The sequence below is a fragment of the Bacillus sp. M13(2017) genome, assembly GCF_002218325.1.
GTDB classification, from domain to species: Bacteria; Bacillota; Bacilli; order Bacillales; family Bacillaceae_G; genus Bacillus_A; species Bacillus_A thuringiensis_K.
Window position 1 is genome coordinate 467,187 of record NZ_KZ268500.1, and the last position, 17,049, is coordinate 484,235.

Here is a 17,049-nt window from a genome sequence, read left to right on the forward strand (position 1 = left end):
ACTTACTATATAAGTGAGGTGCTTGAAATGGACGGTTTTGATAAAACAATGAAGTTTAGCATTCAAGATGAAAAACAGAGTGTCCATGTAAATGATGTACTTTTAACTGTGTATGATGCACTTCAAGAAAAAGGCTATAATCCGATTAACCAAATCGTCGGTTATTTATTAAGTGGAGACCCAGCATACATACCTCGCCATAAAGATGCACGTAGCATCATTCGCAAGCTTGAACGTGATGAGTTAATTGAAGAGCTTGTGAAGTCTTACTTGAAACATCATCGTGAGGAGTAGTTTATGCGGATATTAGGTTTAGATGTAGGTACAAAAACAGTCGGAGTTGCAATTAGCGACGAAATGGGCTGGACAGCACAAGGATTAGAAACAATTAAGATTAACGAAGAACGAGGTCACTTTGGTTTTGATCGTATTTCTGAGTTAGTAAAGCAGTACAATGTGGACAAAATAGTAGTAGGTTTACCTAAAAATATGAATGGTACAATTGGCCCACGTGGCGAAGCGTGCCAACAATTTGCAGAAAACCTACGAGAGCTGTTACAATTAGACGTTGTAATGTGGGACGAGCGTTTGTCAACAATGGCAGCGGAACGTCTACTCATTTCAGCTGATGTAAGTCGTAAGAAGCGAAAACAAGTAATCGATAAGATGGCTGCAGTCGTAATCTTACAAGGATTTTTAGATAGAAAATAAGAGGTGACCAAAATGGAAGAACGTCAAATTACAATTGTAGACGAAAAAGGTAACGAACATTTATGTGAAATTATTTTCACTTTTGATGCTGACAAATTTGGTAAAAAATCATACGTAATCTTCTCTCCAATCGGTGAAGTAGATGAAGATGGAGACCCAATTTATGATGCAATGGCTTATGAGCAAAATGAAGAAGAGGGCGGAGTTTTACTTCCAATCGAATCAGAAGAAGAGTGGGAAATGGTACAAGAAACGTTTAACACTATTGCTGATGAGCAAGAAGCTGAATAATAAGTACTGAAAAGATGGACGACATACAGTCCATCTTTTTTTGTATTTATATGTAAAATGAAAGATTTTTTGTCGAAACTGTGTAAGTCTTTGTAGTATAATGAGACGGATTGTAGAAAAATAAAGTGTCAATTAAAAAAGATAAGTGAATTTGTTGCGTTTTTACATCGTGCTGTATAGAAAGGTGTACATACGGTCTACAATTAAGTAAGGAGGAAATGTTTTGATAGAGAATCAAGTGAAAAAGAAGCGTAGACGCATCTTTTTATTTTCGATTATTGCACTGCTTTTAGTTTGTGGTTCAGTCTATGCGTATATTTCATCCGCATTAGGACCAGTTGATAGCGGGAATAAAAAAGAGATTGAAGTAGAAATTCCGAAAGGATCATCTACAAGTAAAATTGGAGAAATTTTAGAAGAAAAAGGCGCTGTAAAAAACGGTACAGTTTTTAGTTTTTATACAAAGGCTAAATCGAAAAGTTTACAAGCAGGTACATATTTATTAAATCCTTCAATGAATGCTGAAGATGTGATCGAACAAATGTCATCTGGCAACGTGCATCGTCCAGCTCTTTATAAAGTGACGATTAAAGAAGGGGCGCAAGTAACTGAAATTGCAGAAACGATTGCGACAGAACTAAAGTGGAATAAAGATGATGTTACGCGTCAATTAAACGATAAAGCATTTATTCAAAAAATGCAGCAAAAGTATCCGAAGTTATTAACGGATAAAATCTTTGATAGTAATATTAAATACCAATTAGAAGGTTATTTATATCCTGCAACGTATTCGTTTTATAAGAAAGATACAACGTTAGAAGAAATTGTAATTCCAATGCTTGAGAAAACAAATGCAATCATTGTTCAAAATGAGGCGAAAATGAAAGCGAAGAATTGGGATGTTCATCAGCTTTTAACATTATCTTCACTTATTGAAGAAGAGGCAACTGGTTTTACAGATCGTCAAAAGATCTCTAGTGTCTTTTATAATCGTTTAGCAAAAGGTATGCCGCTTCAAACGGATCCAACGGTATTATATGCACTTGGAAAGCATAAACAACGTGTATTATACGAAGATTTAAAGGTCAACTCACCGTACAATACGTATGTTGTAAAAGGATTGCCGGTAGGGCCAATCGCAAACTCTGGTAAACATTCAGTAGAAGCTGCGTTAGAACCTGCGCAAACAGATTATTATTATTTCTTAGCCGCACCAAGTGGTGAAGTGTACTATGCGAAAACATTAGAAGAGCATAATGCATTAAAGCAAAAATACATTACGAAAAAATAGTGAAATGGGGAGGGATAGCGAAAAAAGTCGCACATCCCTCTTTTTTGTGGTAAAATATATCGGGTTAAAAACTGGCAGAAGAATCGTTTTTAATATCAAAACGGGACGTACAAGCTAAGGATAAAGCTGGCTTGTATTTTTATTGCATTCTATGTGTGAAAAGACGTCATAGAGGCACTTCTCCATGTAAATAAGGAGGACCATTTATGGAGGATGCAGTTAACGAGTACCTATTATCATTTATTGATCCGAAAGATAAATTAATTCTTGAAATGGAAGAATATGCAACAGAAAATCATGTGCCGATTATGGATCGACTTGGAATGGAATTTATGCTGCAATTTTTACGTTTAATTGGACCGAAAAGCATTTTAGAACTTGGAACAGCAATCGGTTATTCTAGTATTCGTATGATGCAAGCTATTCCAAATTCACGTATTGTGACAGTTGAGCGCAATCGTGAGCGATATGAAAAAGCACTTGAATATATAGAACGTTCCCCAGTAACAGATCGTATTTCAGTTATTTACGGTGATGCGTTAGAGACAGGTGAACAAGTAAAAGAACACGGGACATTTGACGTTATTTTTATTGATGCAGCAAAAGGACAGTATCGTCGCTTTTTTGACTTATATGAACCGTTATTAAATCCTGGTGGCGTAATTATTTCAGATAATGTTATGTACCACGGTCTTGTAACGACAAAAGAGAAAATTGAAAACAGACGTACACGTGGTTTAATCCGTCGTATTAAGACGTACAATGAGTGGCTTATGAACCATGAAGGATACGATACAACGATTTTCCCAATTGGTGATGGAGTAGCTGTTAGTAAAAAGAGAGGGTGACCAAGGTATGAAGAAACCTGAATTGTTAGTAACGCCAAGAGCGGTGGCGGATATCGAACAACTTGCGAAAGCAGGAGCAGATGCGGTAATGATCGGTGAGCAAAAGTTTGGTTTACGTTTAGCAGGGGAGTTTTCACGTGAAGATGTAAAACAAACTGTGAAGATTGCACATGAAAATGGTGTGAAAGTATACGTAGCCATGAACGCTATGTTCCACAACGATAAAGTAGAAGAATTAACAGATTACGTTTCATTTTTAAACGAAGTAAATGTAGATGCAATTGTTTTCGGAGATCCAGCGGTATTAATGGCTGTTCGCGAAGTAGCGCCAAATATGCAGTTGCACTGGAATACAGAAACGACAGCAACAAACTGGTTCACTTGTAATTACTGGGGACAAAGAGGAGCGAAGCGTGCTGTATTAGCTCGTGAGCTGAGCTTAGATGAAATTGTTGATTTAAAAGAAAATGCTGAAGTGGAACTGGAAGTACAAATTCACGGTATGACTTGTATGTTCCAATCGAAGCGTTCATTAGTAGGAAACTACTTTGAGTATCAAGGACGTAATCTAGACATTGAAAAGAAAAAATATGAAGAGAATATGTTCTTATATGACCCAGAGCGTAACAATAAATATCCAATTTATGAAGATGAAAATGGTACTCACATTATGAGTCCGAACGATATTTGTTTCATCGATGAATTAGAGGAACTAATCGAAGCTGAAGTTGATAGCTTAAAAATCGACGGAGTACTAAAAACCTCTGAATACATTATTGAAGTAACGAAAAAATATCGTAAAGCAATTGATTTATGCGTAGAAGATCGTGATGCATATTATGACGTGAAAGATGATCTATATAAAGAAATAGAAGAAATGCAACCAGTAAATCGTCCGTTAGATACAGGATTCTTCTTTAAAGAAACGGTTTACTAAACGAGGAGGGTGTAGGAAATGACTGTACAAGAAATTTCACGAGTAATCGATGGCAAACGTGTTATTGTGAAGAAACCTGAACTGTTAATCCCTGCGGGTAACTTAGAAAAATTAAAAGTAGCTATCCATTACGGGGCAGATGCTGTATATTTAGGTGGACAAGAATTTGGTCTTCGTTCGAATGCAGGTAACTTTACGCTAGAAGAAATGGCAGAAGGCGTTGAGTTTGCAAAGAAGTATGGAGCAAAAATATACGTAACAACAAATATCTTTGCACATAATGAAAATATGGACGGGCTAGAGGAATATTTAAAAGGGATTGAAAAAGCTGGCGTAACGGGAATTATCGTTGCTGATCCGCTTATCATTGAGACTTGTAAACGCGTAGCGCCTTCTGTTGAGGTGCATTTAAGCACACAGCAATCACTATCCAACTGGAAAGCAGCACAGTATTGGAAAGAAGAAGGTTTACATCGTCTTGTATTAGCTCGTGAAGCAAGCTATGAAGAAATGAAAGAAATTAAAGAAAAAGTGGATATTGAAATTGAAGCATTCGTACATGGTGCAATGTGTATCGCATATTCAGGAAGATGTACATTAAGTAACCATATGACAGCGCGTGATTCTAATCGTGGTGGTTGTTGCCAATCTTGCCGCTGGGATTATGATTTAGTTCAAACAGTATCACAACATAAAGATGCAAAAGAGCTTCCTCTATTCCAAGAAGGAGATGCTCACTTTGCGATGAGTCCAAAAGATTTAAATTTAATTTTATCAATTCCGAAAATGATTGAAATCGGAATCGATAGCTTAAAGGTAGAAGGACGTATGAAATCAATCCATTACGTAGCGACTGTAGCAACTGTATATCGTAAAGTAATTGATGCTTATTGTGCTGATCCAGATAACTTTGAGTTTAAACAAGAATGGTTAGATGAGCTTGATAAATGTGCAAATCGTGATACAGCTCCTGCATTCTTTGAAGGGGTTCCAGGACATCAAGAGCAAATGTTTGGAAATCATAGTAAGAAAACAACGTATGATTTTGCTGGTTTAGTGTTAGATTATAATGAAGAAACGGGCATCGTAACGATTGAGCAACGTAATCATTTTAAACCAGGACATGAAGTGGAGTTCTTTGGACCAGAAATAGAAAACTTTACGCAAACGGTGGAGAAAATTTGGGATGAGGATGGAAACGAATTAGATGCAGCGAGACATCCGTTGCAAATCGTGAAATTCAAAGTGGATCAACGAGTGTATGTGAATAATATGATGCGCAAAAGCATACTTCAATAAGAAAGAGTGATAGTCGAATGGGGACGAATAAGCCTGTTGTAATTGGAATTGCTGGTGGTTCGGGATCAGGTAAAACGAGTGTAACGAAAGCGATTTTTGACCATTTTAAAGGTCATTCTATTTTAATCTTAGAGCAAGATTATTATTACAAAGATCAAAGCCATTTACCAATGGAAGAGCGTTTAAAAACAAATTATGATCATCCGCTTGCGTTTGATAATGATCTGTTAATTGAACATTTGCAGCAGTTGCTTGCATATGAGCAAATTGATAAGCCTGTATATGACTATACATTGCATACGCGTTCAGAAGAAATTATTCCGGTTGAGCCGAAAGATGTAATTATTTTAGAAGGAATTCTTATTTTAGAAGACCCACGTCTTTGCGAGTTAATGGACATTAAATTATTCGTTGATACGGATGCTGACCTTCGTATTCTGCGCCGCATGCAACGTGATATTAAAGAGCGCGGTCGTACGATGGATTCAGTTATTGATCAGTACGTAAATGTTGTACGTCCAATGCACAATCAATTTATTGAGCCTTCTAAGAAATTTGCGGATATTATTATCCCTGAAGGTGGACAAAACCACGTTGCAATTGATATTATGGTGACAAAAATTGCAACAATTCTTGAACAAAAAGTAAATTTGTAATAGCATAGTAAAAGATATACGGTAGGAAGGGATTTTTTCCCTTCTTATCGAATACAATGAAACATGCAACCTCATCTATATATAGGTGAGGGCATATTTATATCAACTTTCCATACATATCTTCTTTATATAAAGAAGAATTGGAAATACGGGGTTGTATGTGACAACTCCGCTAGTGCAAGGGTACTAGAAACCTCCGCTAACAATGGAAGCGGAGGAGTTTTCATATGGAACTCCTCTTTTTTTCGGGGGATTGGTATATAAAAGGAGTGGAAAATATGTCAACAGAAAAAACATACCCTATGACGCAAGAGGGTAAGCAAAAACTAGAGAACGAACTTGAGCAATTAAAAACAGTAAGACGTAAAGAAGTAGTAGAACGTATTAAAATCGCACGTAGCTTCGGAGACCTTTCTGAGAACTCTGAGTACGATGCAGCAAAAGATGAGCAAGCGTTCGTAGAAGGGCGCATTACACAATTAGAAAATATGATTCGTAACGCAGTTATCATTAAAGATAATGGCGAAGTATCTACTGTTGTTACATTAGGTAAAACAGTAACATTTAAAGAATTACCAAACGGAGATGAAGAAGCGTATACAATCGTAGGTAGCGCGGAAGCTGATCCATTCGAAGGAAGAATTTCTAACGATTCTCCAATCGCAAAAAGCTTATTAGGTAAGCAAATTGGTGAGAAAGTAACAATCCAAACACCAGGCGGAGAAATGCAAGTAGAGATTGTCTCTGTAAAATAAAAAAAGATTCTCCTATCGGGAGAATCTTTTTTTCTGTAGAATGAAAAAAATTGTGTAAACCTTAGAGTGATTCGACAAAAAATGTCAAAAAAACAATTTAAGATTTGATATCATAATTGGAGAATATAGGTTTTAAAAGGGAAAAGGGGCTAATTATGAAACATAAAATCTTTACAGGATTGGTGTGTAGTATATCCATATTAGGACTTGCTGCATGCGGAACGAATGAAGAAACTACATCATCAAAGGGAGAAAAAGTAAAGCAAGAAGAAAAAAAGGATATTAAAGCAACTGAGAGTTCAAAAACCTTAGAAAATCCACAAGATAAAAAGGAATTTAATGATTTTGATGTAGCGTATCAATTAGCTATTGTCATGAAAATATTTCAAGATGTAACGATTAAGTATGATTACGCAATTGGGAATCCAGATTATTTATTGCGAGATTCGATGGATCAAAAAACAATAGATGATATGAAGAATATGTTACAAGAACAGGCGAAGAATAATGATAAAATTTTAAAAGATGAAGTGAATCAAGCGTATACATATTTAAAACAATCGAAAGTAAGTAATAAAGATGATATTCAAAAAATAATAGATGCACAAAATAATTATTTACATATTGTAGATAAGATGATTACTTGTATTGATTCTGTAACAGTTGAGAATGCAAAAGAAAAAAGAAATGAAATGGATAATCTTAGTAAGGATTATTTAAAAATAGCGGCTAATGTAACAACCACTGTAATTGAAGTTGCTAAAAACACTGGAGTGAATGAAACTGAATTTAGATCGCTTCTTATGAAATTTTTAGAGAAGCCAAAGAAACAATAATAACCTTATATAATATCTGTTTTTGTTTGGGGATTGTATAAATAAAATAGTACCTCGTCTAAACTACAATAGACGAGGTGTTTTTTATGAAAATAAAACGGAGAATTACAATTGTTTTAATTTGTTTTATGAGCGTTATGTTTGTATTGCTTTGTCGTTTAATCCAAATTCAAATTATAGATACAGAATCATTTACTGATCGCAAAATAAATTTAATTGAAAAAAGTGTTACGCAACGCACACAATCCATTACAGTAGACGATGGACGTGGGCAGTTTATAGATCGTAATGGTAAAAAAATAGGTGAGGGAAAATATCCTGTTTTAATTATTTTTCCATTTTTACAAATAAAAAATGACATGTTAGAGAAAATCGCGCATATCATTGGTGTGTCGAGACAAGAGATTAGAAGACAAATGAAAAATAACAAAAATGCATTTACACTACAAGGAGAAACTGCTCCATTTCGAGTGACACGAGAGCAGATGGAGAAGGTAAATGAATTACATGTATTAGGTATTGTAGCAGCTGAAGTGCGATTAAAACAGACTGGAGAGATAAATCATTTAATTGGTGATGTAGGGGAGAACGAAAGGGAGTTTCAAAAGCGATATGGAGAATTGAAAAGAATTTCCAAACAAACGCCGATAGGTATTTCAGGATTACAGCAATCATTTGATGAATTTCTATTGACTGATGGAGAGGCAAAAGTATTATATCAAGTAGATCGGCAAGGAGAACCAATTTTCGGAAAGCAAGCGAAATACACTTCACCAGGAAATCCATTTTATCCAGTTAGGATTCAAACTACTTTACATAAAGAGTTGCAGCAAAAAGCAGAAGAAGTGATTGAAGCAAACGAAATAAAGAAGGGGGGATTAGTATTAATTGATGTAAAGACAAATGAAATATTAGCGATGGCTAGTAAGCCGTCTTTACAAGTAAGGGATGAGAAGTTATATAAAACTACACTTGAAAATCAAATGTTAACGCCACATTTTCCAGGCTCTGTTTTTAAAACAGTAGTTGCAGCTGCAGTCATTGATCAAAAAGTAAATTTGTTTAATCGGACATTTAACTGTAATAAAGATTTATATGGTGAAAACGACCCGCAAGTTAGGATGGGTACACTTAACTTTAAAGAGAGCTTTGCTAGGAGCTGTAACAGGACATTCTCCGAGTTAGGTAACGAGCTATTACAAAAGGATAAGACGGTGCTAGAAACATACGTAGCAGCTTTAGGAGCAAATGAAAAGGTTGGATGGAAAGGTTCTGTATTTCATACACCTCATTTTGAGCAAATGCCAGAAGAAAAGGATACTACTATTTGGGGGAATGAAGAAAATAAAAATAGTAAAAAAGCGGTAGAACAAACAGCAATTGGACAGAAAGATGTACGTATATCACCTCTAGCAATTGCAAATATGATGGCGACGATTGCGAGGAATGGGGAAAAGATGGAAGTGAAAGCTGTCGAAAAAATAGTATATAAAAATGGAGCGGATTTTTTTACATTTGAGAGTCATACGTTAAATGGAAAACAGCTTTCGTATGAAACAGTGAAAACATTACAAGAGTTATTAAGAGGCGTTGTAACAAGGGAGAAAGGAACAGGAACGGCATTCCGTTCGTTGCCACTAAGTGTCGCTGGAAAATCCGGGACAGCGCAAACAGGGAAAGGGACGAGGGTGAATCGCTGGTTTGCAGGTTATTTTCCGTATGAGAATCCAAGATATGCTTTAGTTGTTGTTGATCTAGAGACTGATAGCAAAGTGAATAAAGTTACACCTATTTTTAAAGATATGGTAGGAGCAATCTATCAATTGGAGAATGAAAAGTAATCTTGCAATTTATAGTGAAATGTCTTCATTTCATGAAAATATCATTGTAAATGTTCAACCTTTCTAGATTTAATGTTACAATAGCAATTAGGAAAAACTGCATGGAGGTTTGGAGAATGGCAGGAGGATCAAGATTCCAACAGAAACAACAAAAACGTCGTCAAAACGGTGTTTTAAATATTGCAATCGCTATTGTATTACTATTAGTAGCTATTGTAGCATATCAATTGTTCGTTCCTAGTACGAAAGAGCAAGCATCTTCTACTGATAAGAAAGTCTCTCAACAAACAACAAAGAATGAGAAAGCTGGAAAATCAGAAGATAAAGAATCTGCTAAGAAAAAAGAAAAAGAACAAGAGCAAGCAGAAGCTAAGCAAAAAGCTGAAGAAGAGAAGTTAAAGGCTGAAGAAGAACAGAAAAAAGCTGAAGAAGAAGCGAAAGCTAACGAGAAAGTATCAGCTGAAAAAACTGTATCCAAGGCAAAAGAGGCTTACACAAAACCTTCTTGGAAAGCTGTAGGAACAGAACAAGGTTCATCACCGGCGATGACGTTTAAACAGGGGTCATCAGATTGGAATGAGATGCAAAGTGCAATTGCTGCGGGTATTGAAGTACCGAAAGAGCAATTAGTATTCCATTTTGTTGGAAGAGACAAAACTGGAAAGAGCAAAGCTTATGGTGATGTTCAAGATAAGCAAAGTGGGAAAAGATATTATGTAAATATTGATTGGGTAGACAATGAGGGCTGGAAACCAGTACTTGTTCAAACTCTAAACTAAAAAAGAGAGGCTCCTTAGGAGCTTCTCTTTTTTGTTAACGCAATTTCTTTAATTTAAAATGAACAACCGCGCTATAATACGGTCTTTTGCTTTCAGGATCCATAACCATTTGATGTGAGATGTGATGAACTTCAAGCATAAGTGCTTTATTATTATCAATTTGTTCACTAATTTTTCGTTCTAAAGAAGCTAAGTCTCCCGCTTCAAAAAACTCTACTTTATCTTCTAACATTTCAAAGGTAAATGACATGAAGACGGCCCCTCTCCTATGTAATCAACTATAGTGTAACAAAGAAAAGAAGGAAATACCATGTACATTTCAATTGACATTTTTAGAAAGAGGGAATATCATACTGATAAAACCGATAAGAAAAAGGGGAATTTTTATGGGTACAGAATTTAATGGTTTATTTGATGAGTGGGCTCATACGTACGACTCATTTGTACAAGGCGAAGATATACAATATAAAGAAGTTTTCGCCCATTATGAGGACATTCTAGAGGATGTAGTTAACAAGTCATTTGGTAATGTATTAGAATTTGGTGTCGGTACAGGTAATTTAACAAATAAATTATTACTTGCTGGCCGCACAGTTTACGGTATAGAACCGTCGCGTGAAATGCGCATGATTGCAAAAGAGAAATTGCCAAAAGAATTTTCAATTACAGACGGTGATTTTCTTTCATTTGAAGTTCCAAATTCAATTGATACCATTGTAAGCACCTATGCATTTCATCATTTAACAGATGATGAAAAAAATGTAGCGATTGCGAAGTATAGTCAATTGCTAAACAAAGGTGGTAAAATAGTGTTTGCTGATACGATATTTGCAGATCAAGATGCATATGATAAAACTGTTGAAACAGCAAAACAAAGAGGTTTCCACCAGTTAGCAAACGATTTGCAAACGGAGTACTATACACGTATTCCAGTTATGCAGACTATTTTTGAAAACAATGGCTTCCATGTAACGTTCACGAGATTAAATCATTTCGTTTGGGTAATGGAGGCAACTAAGCAATAGAAAGAGGGATTAGATTGAGAATTGCTGTAATTGGAGCAATGGAAGAAGAAGTACGTATTTTACGTGACAAATTAGAACAAGCAGAGACAGAAACGGTTGCAGGTTGTGAATTTACGAAAGGGCTATTAGCAGGGCATGAAGTAATCTTGTTAAAGTCTGGTATTGGTAAAGTAAATGCAGCGATGTCAACGACAATTTTATTAGAAAAATATAAGCCTGAAAAAGTAATTAATACTGGTTCAGCAGGTGGATTCCATCACTCTCTAAACGTTGGTGATGTAGTTATTTCCACTGAAGTTCGTCACCATGACGTAGATGTAACAGCATTTAACTATGAATATGGTCAAGTACCAGGAATGCCGCCTGGATTTAAAGCTGATGAGGCGTTAGTTGCATTAGCTGAGAAATGTATGCAGGCTGAAGAAAATATTCAAGTTGTAAAAGGTATGATTGCAACAGGTGATTCATTTATGAGTGATCCGAACCGCGTTGCAGCCATCCGTGATAAATTTGAAAATCTTTATGCGGTAGAAATGGAAGCAGCAGCTGTTGCACAAGTATGCCACCAATATGAAATTCCGTTTGTTATCATTCGCGCACTTTCTGATATTGCTGGTAAAGAATCAAATGTTTCATTTGATCAGTTTTTAGATCAAGCAGCTCTTCATTCTACAAACTTTATCGTAAAAGTGTTAGAAGAGTTAAAGTAATGTAACAAAAAGGCAACTGTCTCATATAAAGAAAATACATACAGTTGCCTTTTCTTTATTGGCAAACAAGGGGGAGAACACGATGAATGTATATCGTGGAGTTCATGAGTTAATTGGTCATACACCAATTGTAGAAATTACTCGTTTTCCACTTCCGAAAGGGGTCCGTTTATTTGCAAAGCTTGAATTTTATAACCCAGGCGGAAGCGTTAAGGATCGTTTAGGAAGAGAATTAATCGAAGATGCGCTAGAAAAAGGGCTTGTTACCCAAGGTGGAACAATTATTGAACCCACTGCTGGGAATACTGGTATTGGACTGGCACTTGCAGCATTAGAATATGATTTACGTGTTATCGTTTGTGTACCAGAGAAATTTAGTATTGAAAAACAAGAATTAATGAAAGCGCTAGGTGCAACGGTCGTGCACACACCGACTGAGCAAGGAATGACCGGTGCAATTGCAAAAGCAAAAGAGTTAGTAAATGAAATACCGAATTCATACTCTCCAAGTCAATTTGCAAATGAGGCAAATCCTCGTGCATATTTTAAAACATTAGGACCTGAATTGTGGGACGCATTGAATGGAGAGATTAACATATTTGTTGCTGGAGCAGGAACTGGCGGTACGTTTATGGGGACTGCATCTTATTTGAAAGAAAAAAATATAGATATTAAAACAGTTATCGTAGAGCCAGAAGGATCTATTTTAAATGGTGGTAAGGCTGGTTCACATGAGACCGAAGGAATTGGACTGGAATTTATCCCGCCATTTTTGAAGACATCTTATTTTGATGAAATTCATACGATTTCTGATCGAGATGCATTTTTACGAGTGAAAGAATTAGCGCAAAAAGAAGGACTTCTCGTTGGGAGCTCTTCAGGAGCAGCATTTCATGCGAGCTTACTGGAGGCAGAGAAGGCACCACCAGGTACAAATATTGTAACCATTTTTCCTGATAGCAGTGAGCGCTATTTAAGTAAAGACATATACAAAGGATGGGAATAAAAAATGAGAGCAAAGACAAAGTTAATTCATGGTATTCGCATAGGAGAACCTTCAACTGGATCTGTAAACGTACCGATTTATCAAACAAGTACGTACAAACAAGAAGCAGTTGGTAAGCATCAAGGATATGAATATTCACGTACAGGTAACCCAACACGTGCAGCTTTAGAAGAAATGATTGCTGTATTAGAAAACGGGCATGCTGGATTTGCATTTGGTTCAGGAATGGCTGCTATTACAGCGACAATTATGTTGTTCTCAAAAGGTGACCACGTTATTTTAACAGATGATGTTTATGGTGGAACATACCGCGTTATTACGAAAGTATTAAACCGTTTCGGTATTGAGCATACATTTGTAGATACAACAAACTTAGAGGAAGTTGAAGAAGCAATTCGTCCAAATACGAAAGCAATTTATGTGGAAACACCAACGAACCCACTACTAAAAATTACTGATATTAAGAAAATATCTACTCTTGCTAAAGAGAAAGACCTATTAACAATTATTGATAACACATTCATGACGCCATATTGGCAGTCGCCGATTTCTTTAGGAGCAGATATTGTGCTTCATAGTGCAACGAAATATTTAGGAGGTCATAGTGACGTAGTTGCAGGTTTAGTAGTTGTAAATAGCCCACAACTAGCAGAAGATCTTCATTTTGTACAAAACTCAACAGGAGGTATTCTTGGGCCACAAGATAGCTTCTTACTACTTCGCGGTTTAAAAACATTAGGAATTCGTATGGAAGAACATGAAACGAATTCACGTGCTATTGCTGAGTTCTTAAATAATCATCCAAAAGTAAATAAAGTATATTACCCAGGTCTTGAATCACATCAAAATCACGAATTAGCAACAGAACAAGCAAACGGATTTGGTGCTATTATCTCATTTGATGTAGATAGTGAAGAAACATTAAATAAAGTACTTGAGAAACTACAATACTTTACACTTGCTGAAAGCTTAGGAGCGGTAGAAAGTTTAATTTCTATTCCATCTCAAATGACACATGCATCAATCCCAGCGGATCGCCGCAAAGAATTAGGAATTACAGATACATTAATTCGTATTTCTGTCGGTATTGAAGATGGTGAAGATTTAATTGAAGATTTAGCACAAGCGCTAGCATAATACAAAATGCACTGCTAATATTAGCAGTGTATTTTGTATTATGTTATTTTGTGAAACATTTCACAAAATAGACATACACAAACGAAATGATTTCGTGTATATTGAATTCAGGAAATGTTACTCACAAATAAACTTGTGAAATATTTCACAAACAATGAAATTCATGTAGGAAAGCATCTCTATTTTTTTGTGTTAATTGGGACTTATTTTGACCTACAGGGACATATAAGGACCGTAATAGTAGAATAGGAGGAAATTCACATGGTAGTCAAAGAGAAAGTTGTAAATGAAATGCAGGAAGTAAAAAAGATGATTGATACGCTAGTAAATAATGGTCAACAAGCTTTACAAGCATTAGAAAGTTTTACACAAGAAGAAATTGACAACATTGTTCATGAAATGGCATTAGCAGGTGTTGATCAACATATGCCGCTAGCAAAATTGGCAGTTGAAGAAACTGGCCGTGGTGTATATGAAGACAAATGCATTAAAAATATTTTTGCCACTGAATATATTTGGCATAGTATAAAGCAAGATAAAACGGTAGGGATTATTCACGAAGATCCTCATGAAGAAATAATAGAAATCGCGGAACCTGTCGGTGTAGTAGCTGGAGTAACACCAGTAACGAATCCAACGTCGACAACAATGTTTAAAGCGTTAATTGCGATAAAAACAAGAAATCCAATTATTTTCGCATTTCATCCTTCCGCACAAAAATGTTCTGTGGCAGCAGCGAAAACCGTATATGATGCAGCGATGAAAGCTGGTGCCCCAAAACACTGTATTCAATGGATTGAAAGACCGTCTGTTGAAGCGACGAAACAATTGATGAACCATGATGGTGTAGCACTCGTTCTAGCAACTGGAGGCGCTGGTATGGTGAAATCAGCTTACTCTACTGGAAAACCAGCGTTAGGCGTTGGTCCTGGTAATGTACCGTGTTATATAGAAAAATCAGCACATGTAAAACGAGCTGTTAATGATTTAATTTTATCAAAAACATTTGATAACGGTATGATTTGTGCATCGGAACAAGCAATCATTGTCGATAAAGAAATTTATGATGATGTTAAAACAGAAATGATTGAAAACAGTTGTTACTTTGTAACAGAAGAAGAAAGAAAAAAATTAGAAAAGCTCGTTATAAATGAAAATACATGTGCAGTAAATAGTGATATTGTAGGGAAATCAGCACAGTATATTGCCGATTTAGTTGGGATCACTGTTCCTGGACATACAAAAATGCTTGTAGCTGAAATTCAAGGTATCGGAGCAGCATATCCGTTATCCCGTGAGAAACTGAGCCCAGTATTAGCTTGTGTGAAGGCAAATTCATTAGAAGAAGGATTTACATATTGCGAAGAAATGTTGAACCTCGGTGGTTTAGGACATTCAGCAGTTATCCATTCTACAAATAAAGATGTGCAAAAGCAATTTGGGTTACGTATGAAAGCTTGCCGTCTCATTGTAAATGCACCTTCATCACAAGGTGGAATAGGGGATATATATAATGGATTTATGCCATCACTTACACTTGGTTGTGGTTCATACGGAAAGAATTCAGTTTCCCAAAATGTAACAGCGACTCATTTATTAAATATAAAAAGGCTGGCAAATAGAAAAAAGAATATGCAGTGGTTCAAACTGCCACCAAAAATTTATTTTGAAAAACATGCTACAGCTTATTTAGCAAATATGCCTAACATTTCACGTGCATTTATTGTAACGGACCCCGGAATGGTTGAACATGGCTATGTCGATACAGTCGCGCACTATTTAAACAAGAATGCAAATGATGTGAAAGTTGAAGTTTTCTTTGAGGTCGAAACAGATCCATCAGATGAAACTGTTTTCAAAGGTGCGGAAATGATGAAAAGCTTTAAGCCAGATGTAATTATCGCACTTGGTGGTGGTTCAGCTATGGATGCAGCAAAAGGAATGTGGTTATTCTATGAGCATCCAGAAACGACATTCTATGGTATTAAACAGAAATTTTTAGATATAAGAAAACGTACATGTAAATATCCGGAATTAGGAAATAAGGCGCAGTTTGTTGCGATTCCAACGACATCAGGAACGGGATCAGAAGTGACACCATTTGCGGTTATTACAGATAAGAAAAATAATATAAAGTATCCGCTCGCAGATTATGAATTAACACCAGATATAGCAATTGTTGATCCACAATTTGTAATGACAGTACCACCACATGTAACAGCAGATACTGGTATGGATGTTTTAACACATGCAATTGAGGCGTATGTGTCTGTTATGGCAAATGACTATACAGATGGATTAGCATTAAAAGCTATTGATCTCGTATTCAAATATTTACCGAGAGCATATAAAGATGGAAATGATGAAGAAGCAAGAGAAAAAATGCATAACGCTTCTGCAATTGCAGGGATGGCATTTGCAAATGCTTTCCTCGGTATTAATCACAGCTTAGCACATAAGATTGGACCAGAATTCCATATTCCGCACGGACGCGCAAATGCCATTCTAATGCCGCACGTAGTCCGCTATAATGCTATTAAGCCAAGAAAACACGCATTGTTCCCAAAATATGAGCACTTTGTGGCAGATGAAAGATATGCACATATAGCGAGAATGCTCGGGCTTCCAGCAAGTTCGGTAGCAGAAGGGGTGGAATCACTCGTCCAAGCAATTATTGAGCTTGGAAAAAGCTTAAATATTAATATGAGTATTGCGGGACAAGGAGTCGATAAAGAGCAATTTGAAGAGGTTGTTGGAGTATTAGCAGAAAGAGCTTTTGAAGATCAATGTACAACTGCTAATCCAAAGTTACCGCTTATTTCAGAGCTGAAAGAAATTTATATGGAAGCATATAAAGGTGAATAATGATAAAAAAAGAGCCGCAGTAAAAGCGGCTCTTTTTTTATTGGAAAACATCTCCCAGAATG

General features: G+C 36.1%; 18 protein-coding genes. 17 read left to right on the plus strand and 1 reads right to left on the minus strand.

The annotated features are described in order from the left end of the window. Positions 1-27 precede the first annotated feature (27 nt). From CGQ22_RS02670 to CGQ22_RS02725, 12 genes are all read left to right on the plus strand, one after another. Positions 28-294, plus strand: a complete 267-nt coding sequence (locus CGQ22_RS02670; RefSeq protein WP_000348590.1) for an IreB family regulatory phosphoprotein — start codon at positions 28-30, stop codon at positions 292-294. Between the two features lie 3 nt (positions 295-297). Continuing rightward, entirely contained in the window at positions 298-711 is a 414-nt protein-coding gene (ruvX, locus tag CGQ22_RS02675) for a Holliday junction resolvase RuvX (protein WP_001221192.1), read from the plus strand. Positions 712-723: 12 nt separating this feature from the next. Continuing rightward, positions 724-1,002 carry a DUF1292 domain-containing protein gene (locus CGQ22_RS02680; protein WP_000392730.1) on the plus strand — a complete coding sequence of 93 codons (279 nt, stop codon included), beginning with the start codon at positions 724-726 and terminating at the stop codon, positions 1,000-1,002. A 223-nt stretch (positions 1,003-1,225) separates the two neighbouring features. After that, positions 1,226-2,293, plus strand: a complete 1,068-nt coding sequence (gene mltG, locus CGQ22_RS02685) for an endolytic transglycosylase MltG (RefSeq protein WP_089148272.1) — start codon at positions 1,226-1,228, stop codon at positions 2,291-2,293. Positions 2,294-2,499: 206 nt separating this feature from the next. After that, complete coding sequence (locus CGQ22_RS02690) at positions 2,500-3,141, plus strand: O-methyltransferase (RefSeq protein ID WP_000389102.1); 642 nt, start codon at positions 2,500-2,502, stop codon at positions 3,139-3,141. Between the two features lie 7 nt (positions 3,142-3,148). Continuing rightward, positions 3,149-4,078, plus strand: coding sequence for a peptidase U32 family protein (locus CGQ22_RS02695; RefSeq protein WP_000742808.1), 930 nt, complete (start codon positions 3,149-3,151; stop codon positions 4,076-4,078). Between the two features lie 18 nt (positions 4,079-4,096). Beyond that, a complete protein-coding gene (locus CGQ22_RS02700; RefSeq protein ID WP_000217974.1) occupies positions 4,097-5,377 on the plus strand; it encodes a peptidase U32 family protein in 1,281 nt (426 codons plus the stop codon). Positions 5,378-5,394: 17 nt separating this feature from the next. After that, positions 5,395-6,033: a uridine kinase gene (udk, locus tag CGQ22_RS02705; protein WP_000537078.1), complete on the plus strand. Its 639-nt coding sequence runs from the start codon at positions 5,395-5,397 to the stop codon at positions 6,031-6,033. 278 nt (positions 6,034-6,311) lie between these two features. Further along, positions 6,312-6,788 carry a transcription elongation factor GreA gene (greA, locus tag CGQ22_RS02710; RefSeq protein WP_014894880.1) on the plus strand — a complete coding sequence of 159 codons (477 nt, stop codon included), beginning with the start codon at positions 6,312-6,314 and terminating at the stop codon, positions 6,786-6,788. Between the two features lie 155 nt (positions 6,789-6,943). After that, entirely contained in the window at positions 6,944-7,624 is a 681-nt protein-coding gene (locus tag CGQ22_RS02715; RefSeq protein ID WP_000680879.1) for a hypothetical protein, read from the plus strand. Positions 7,625-7,710: 86 nt separating this feature from the next. Continuing rightward, positions 7,711-9,465, plus strand: coding sequence for a peptidoglycan D,D-transpeptidase FtsI family protein (locus CGQ22_RS02720; protein ID WP_089148273.1), 1,755 nt, complete (start codon positions 7,711-7,713; stop codon positions 9,463-9,465). A 116-nt stretch (positions 9,466-9,581) separates the two neighbouring features. Further along, a complete protein-coding gene (locus tag CGQ22_RS02725) occupies positions 9,582-10,244 on the plus strand; it encodes a YrrS family protein (RefSeq protein WP_000897101.1) in 663 nt (220 codons plus the stop codon). 34 nt (positions 10,245-10,278) lie between these two features. Here the strand turns inward: CGQ22_RS02725 and CGQ22_RS02730 are convergent, their stop codons facing one another. Continuing rightward, positions 10,279-10,494 carry a YrzA family protein gene (locus tag CGQ22_RS02730; protein WP_000010984.1) on the minus strand — a complete coding sequence of 72 codons (216 nt, stop codon included), beginning with the start codon at positions 10,492-10,494 and terminating at the stop codon, positions 10,279-10,281. 136 nt (positions 10,495-10,630) lie between these two features. On the opposite strand from CGQ22_RS02730, the gene CGQ22_RS02735 reads away from it, so the two are divergent. From CGQ22_RS02735 to adhE, 5 genes are all read left to right on the plus strand, one after another. After that, positions 10,631-11,269 carry a class I SAM-dependent methyltransferase gene (locus CGQ22_RS02735; protein WP_000536315.1) on the plus strand — a complete coding sequence of 213 codons (639 nt, stop codon included), beginning with the start codon at positions 10,631-10,633 and terminating at the stop codon, positions 11,267-11,269. A gap of 14 nt (positions 11,270-11,283) precedes the next feature. Then, positions 11,284-11,979, plus strand: coding sequence for a 5'-methylthioadenosine/S-adenosylhomocysteine nucleosidase (mtnN, locus tag CGQ22_RS02740; protein ID WP_001217024.1), 696 nt, complete (start codon positions 11,284-11,286; stop codon positions 11,977-11,979). A gap of 82 nt (positions 11,980-12,061) precedes the next feature. After that, positions 12,062-12,985, plus strand: coding sequence for an O-acetylserine dependent cystathionine beta-synthase (locus CGQ22_RS02745; protein WP_001103851.1), 924 nt, complete (start codon positions 12,062-12,064; stop codon positions 12,983-12,985). Positions 12,986-12,988: 3 nt separating this feature from the next. Beyond that, positions 12,989-14,122 carry a bifunctional cystathionine gamma-lyase/homocysteine desulfhydrase gene (locus tag CGQ22_RS02750; protein ID WP_001201908.1) on the plus strand — a complete coding sequence of 378 codons (1,134 nt, stop codon included), beginning with the start codon at positions 12,989-12,991 and terminating at the stop codon, positions 14,120-14,122. 261 nt (positions 14,123-14,383) lie between these two features. Beyond that, complete coding sequence (gene adhE, locus CGQ22_RS02755; protein WP_089148274.1) at positions 14,384-16,987, plus strand: bifunctional acetaldehyde-CoA/alcohol dehydrogenase; 2,604 nt, start codon at positions 14,384-14,386, stop codon at positions 16,985-16,987. The last annotated feature ends 62 nt before the right edge of the window (positions 16,988-17,049 follow it).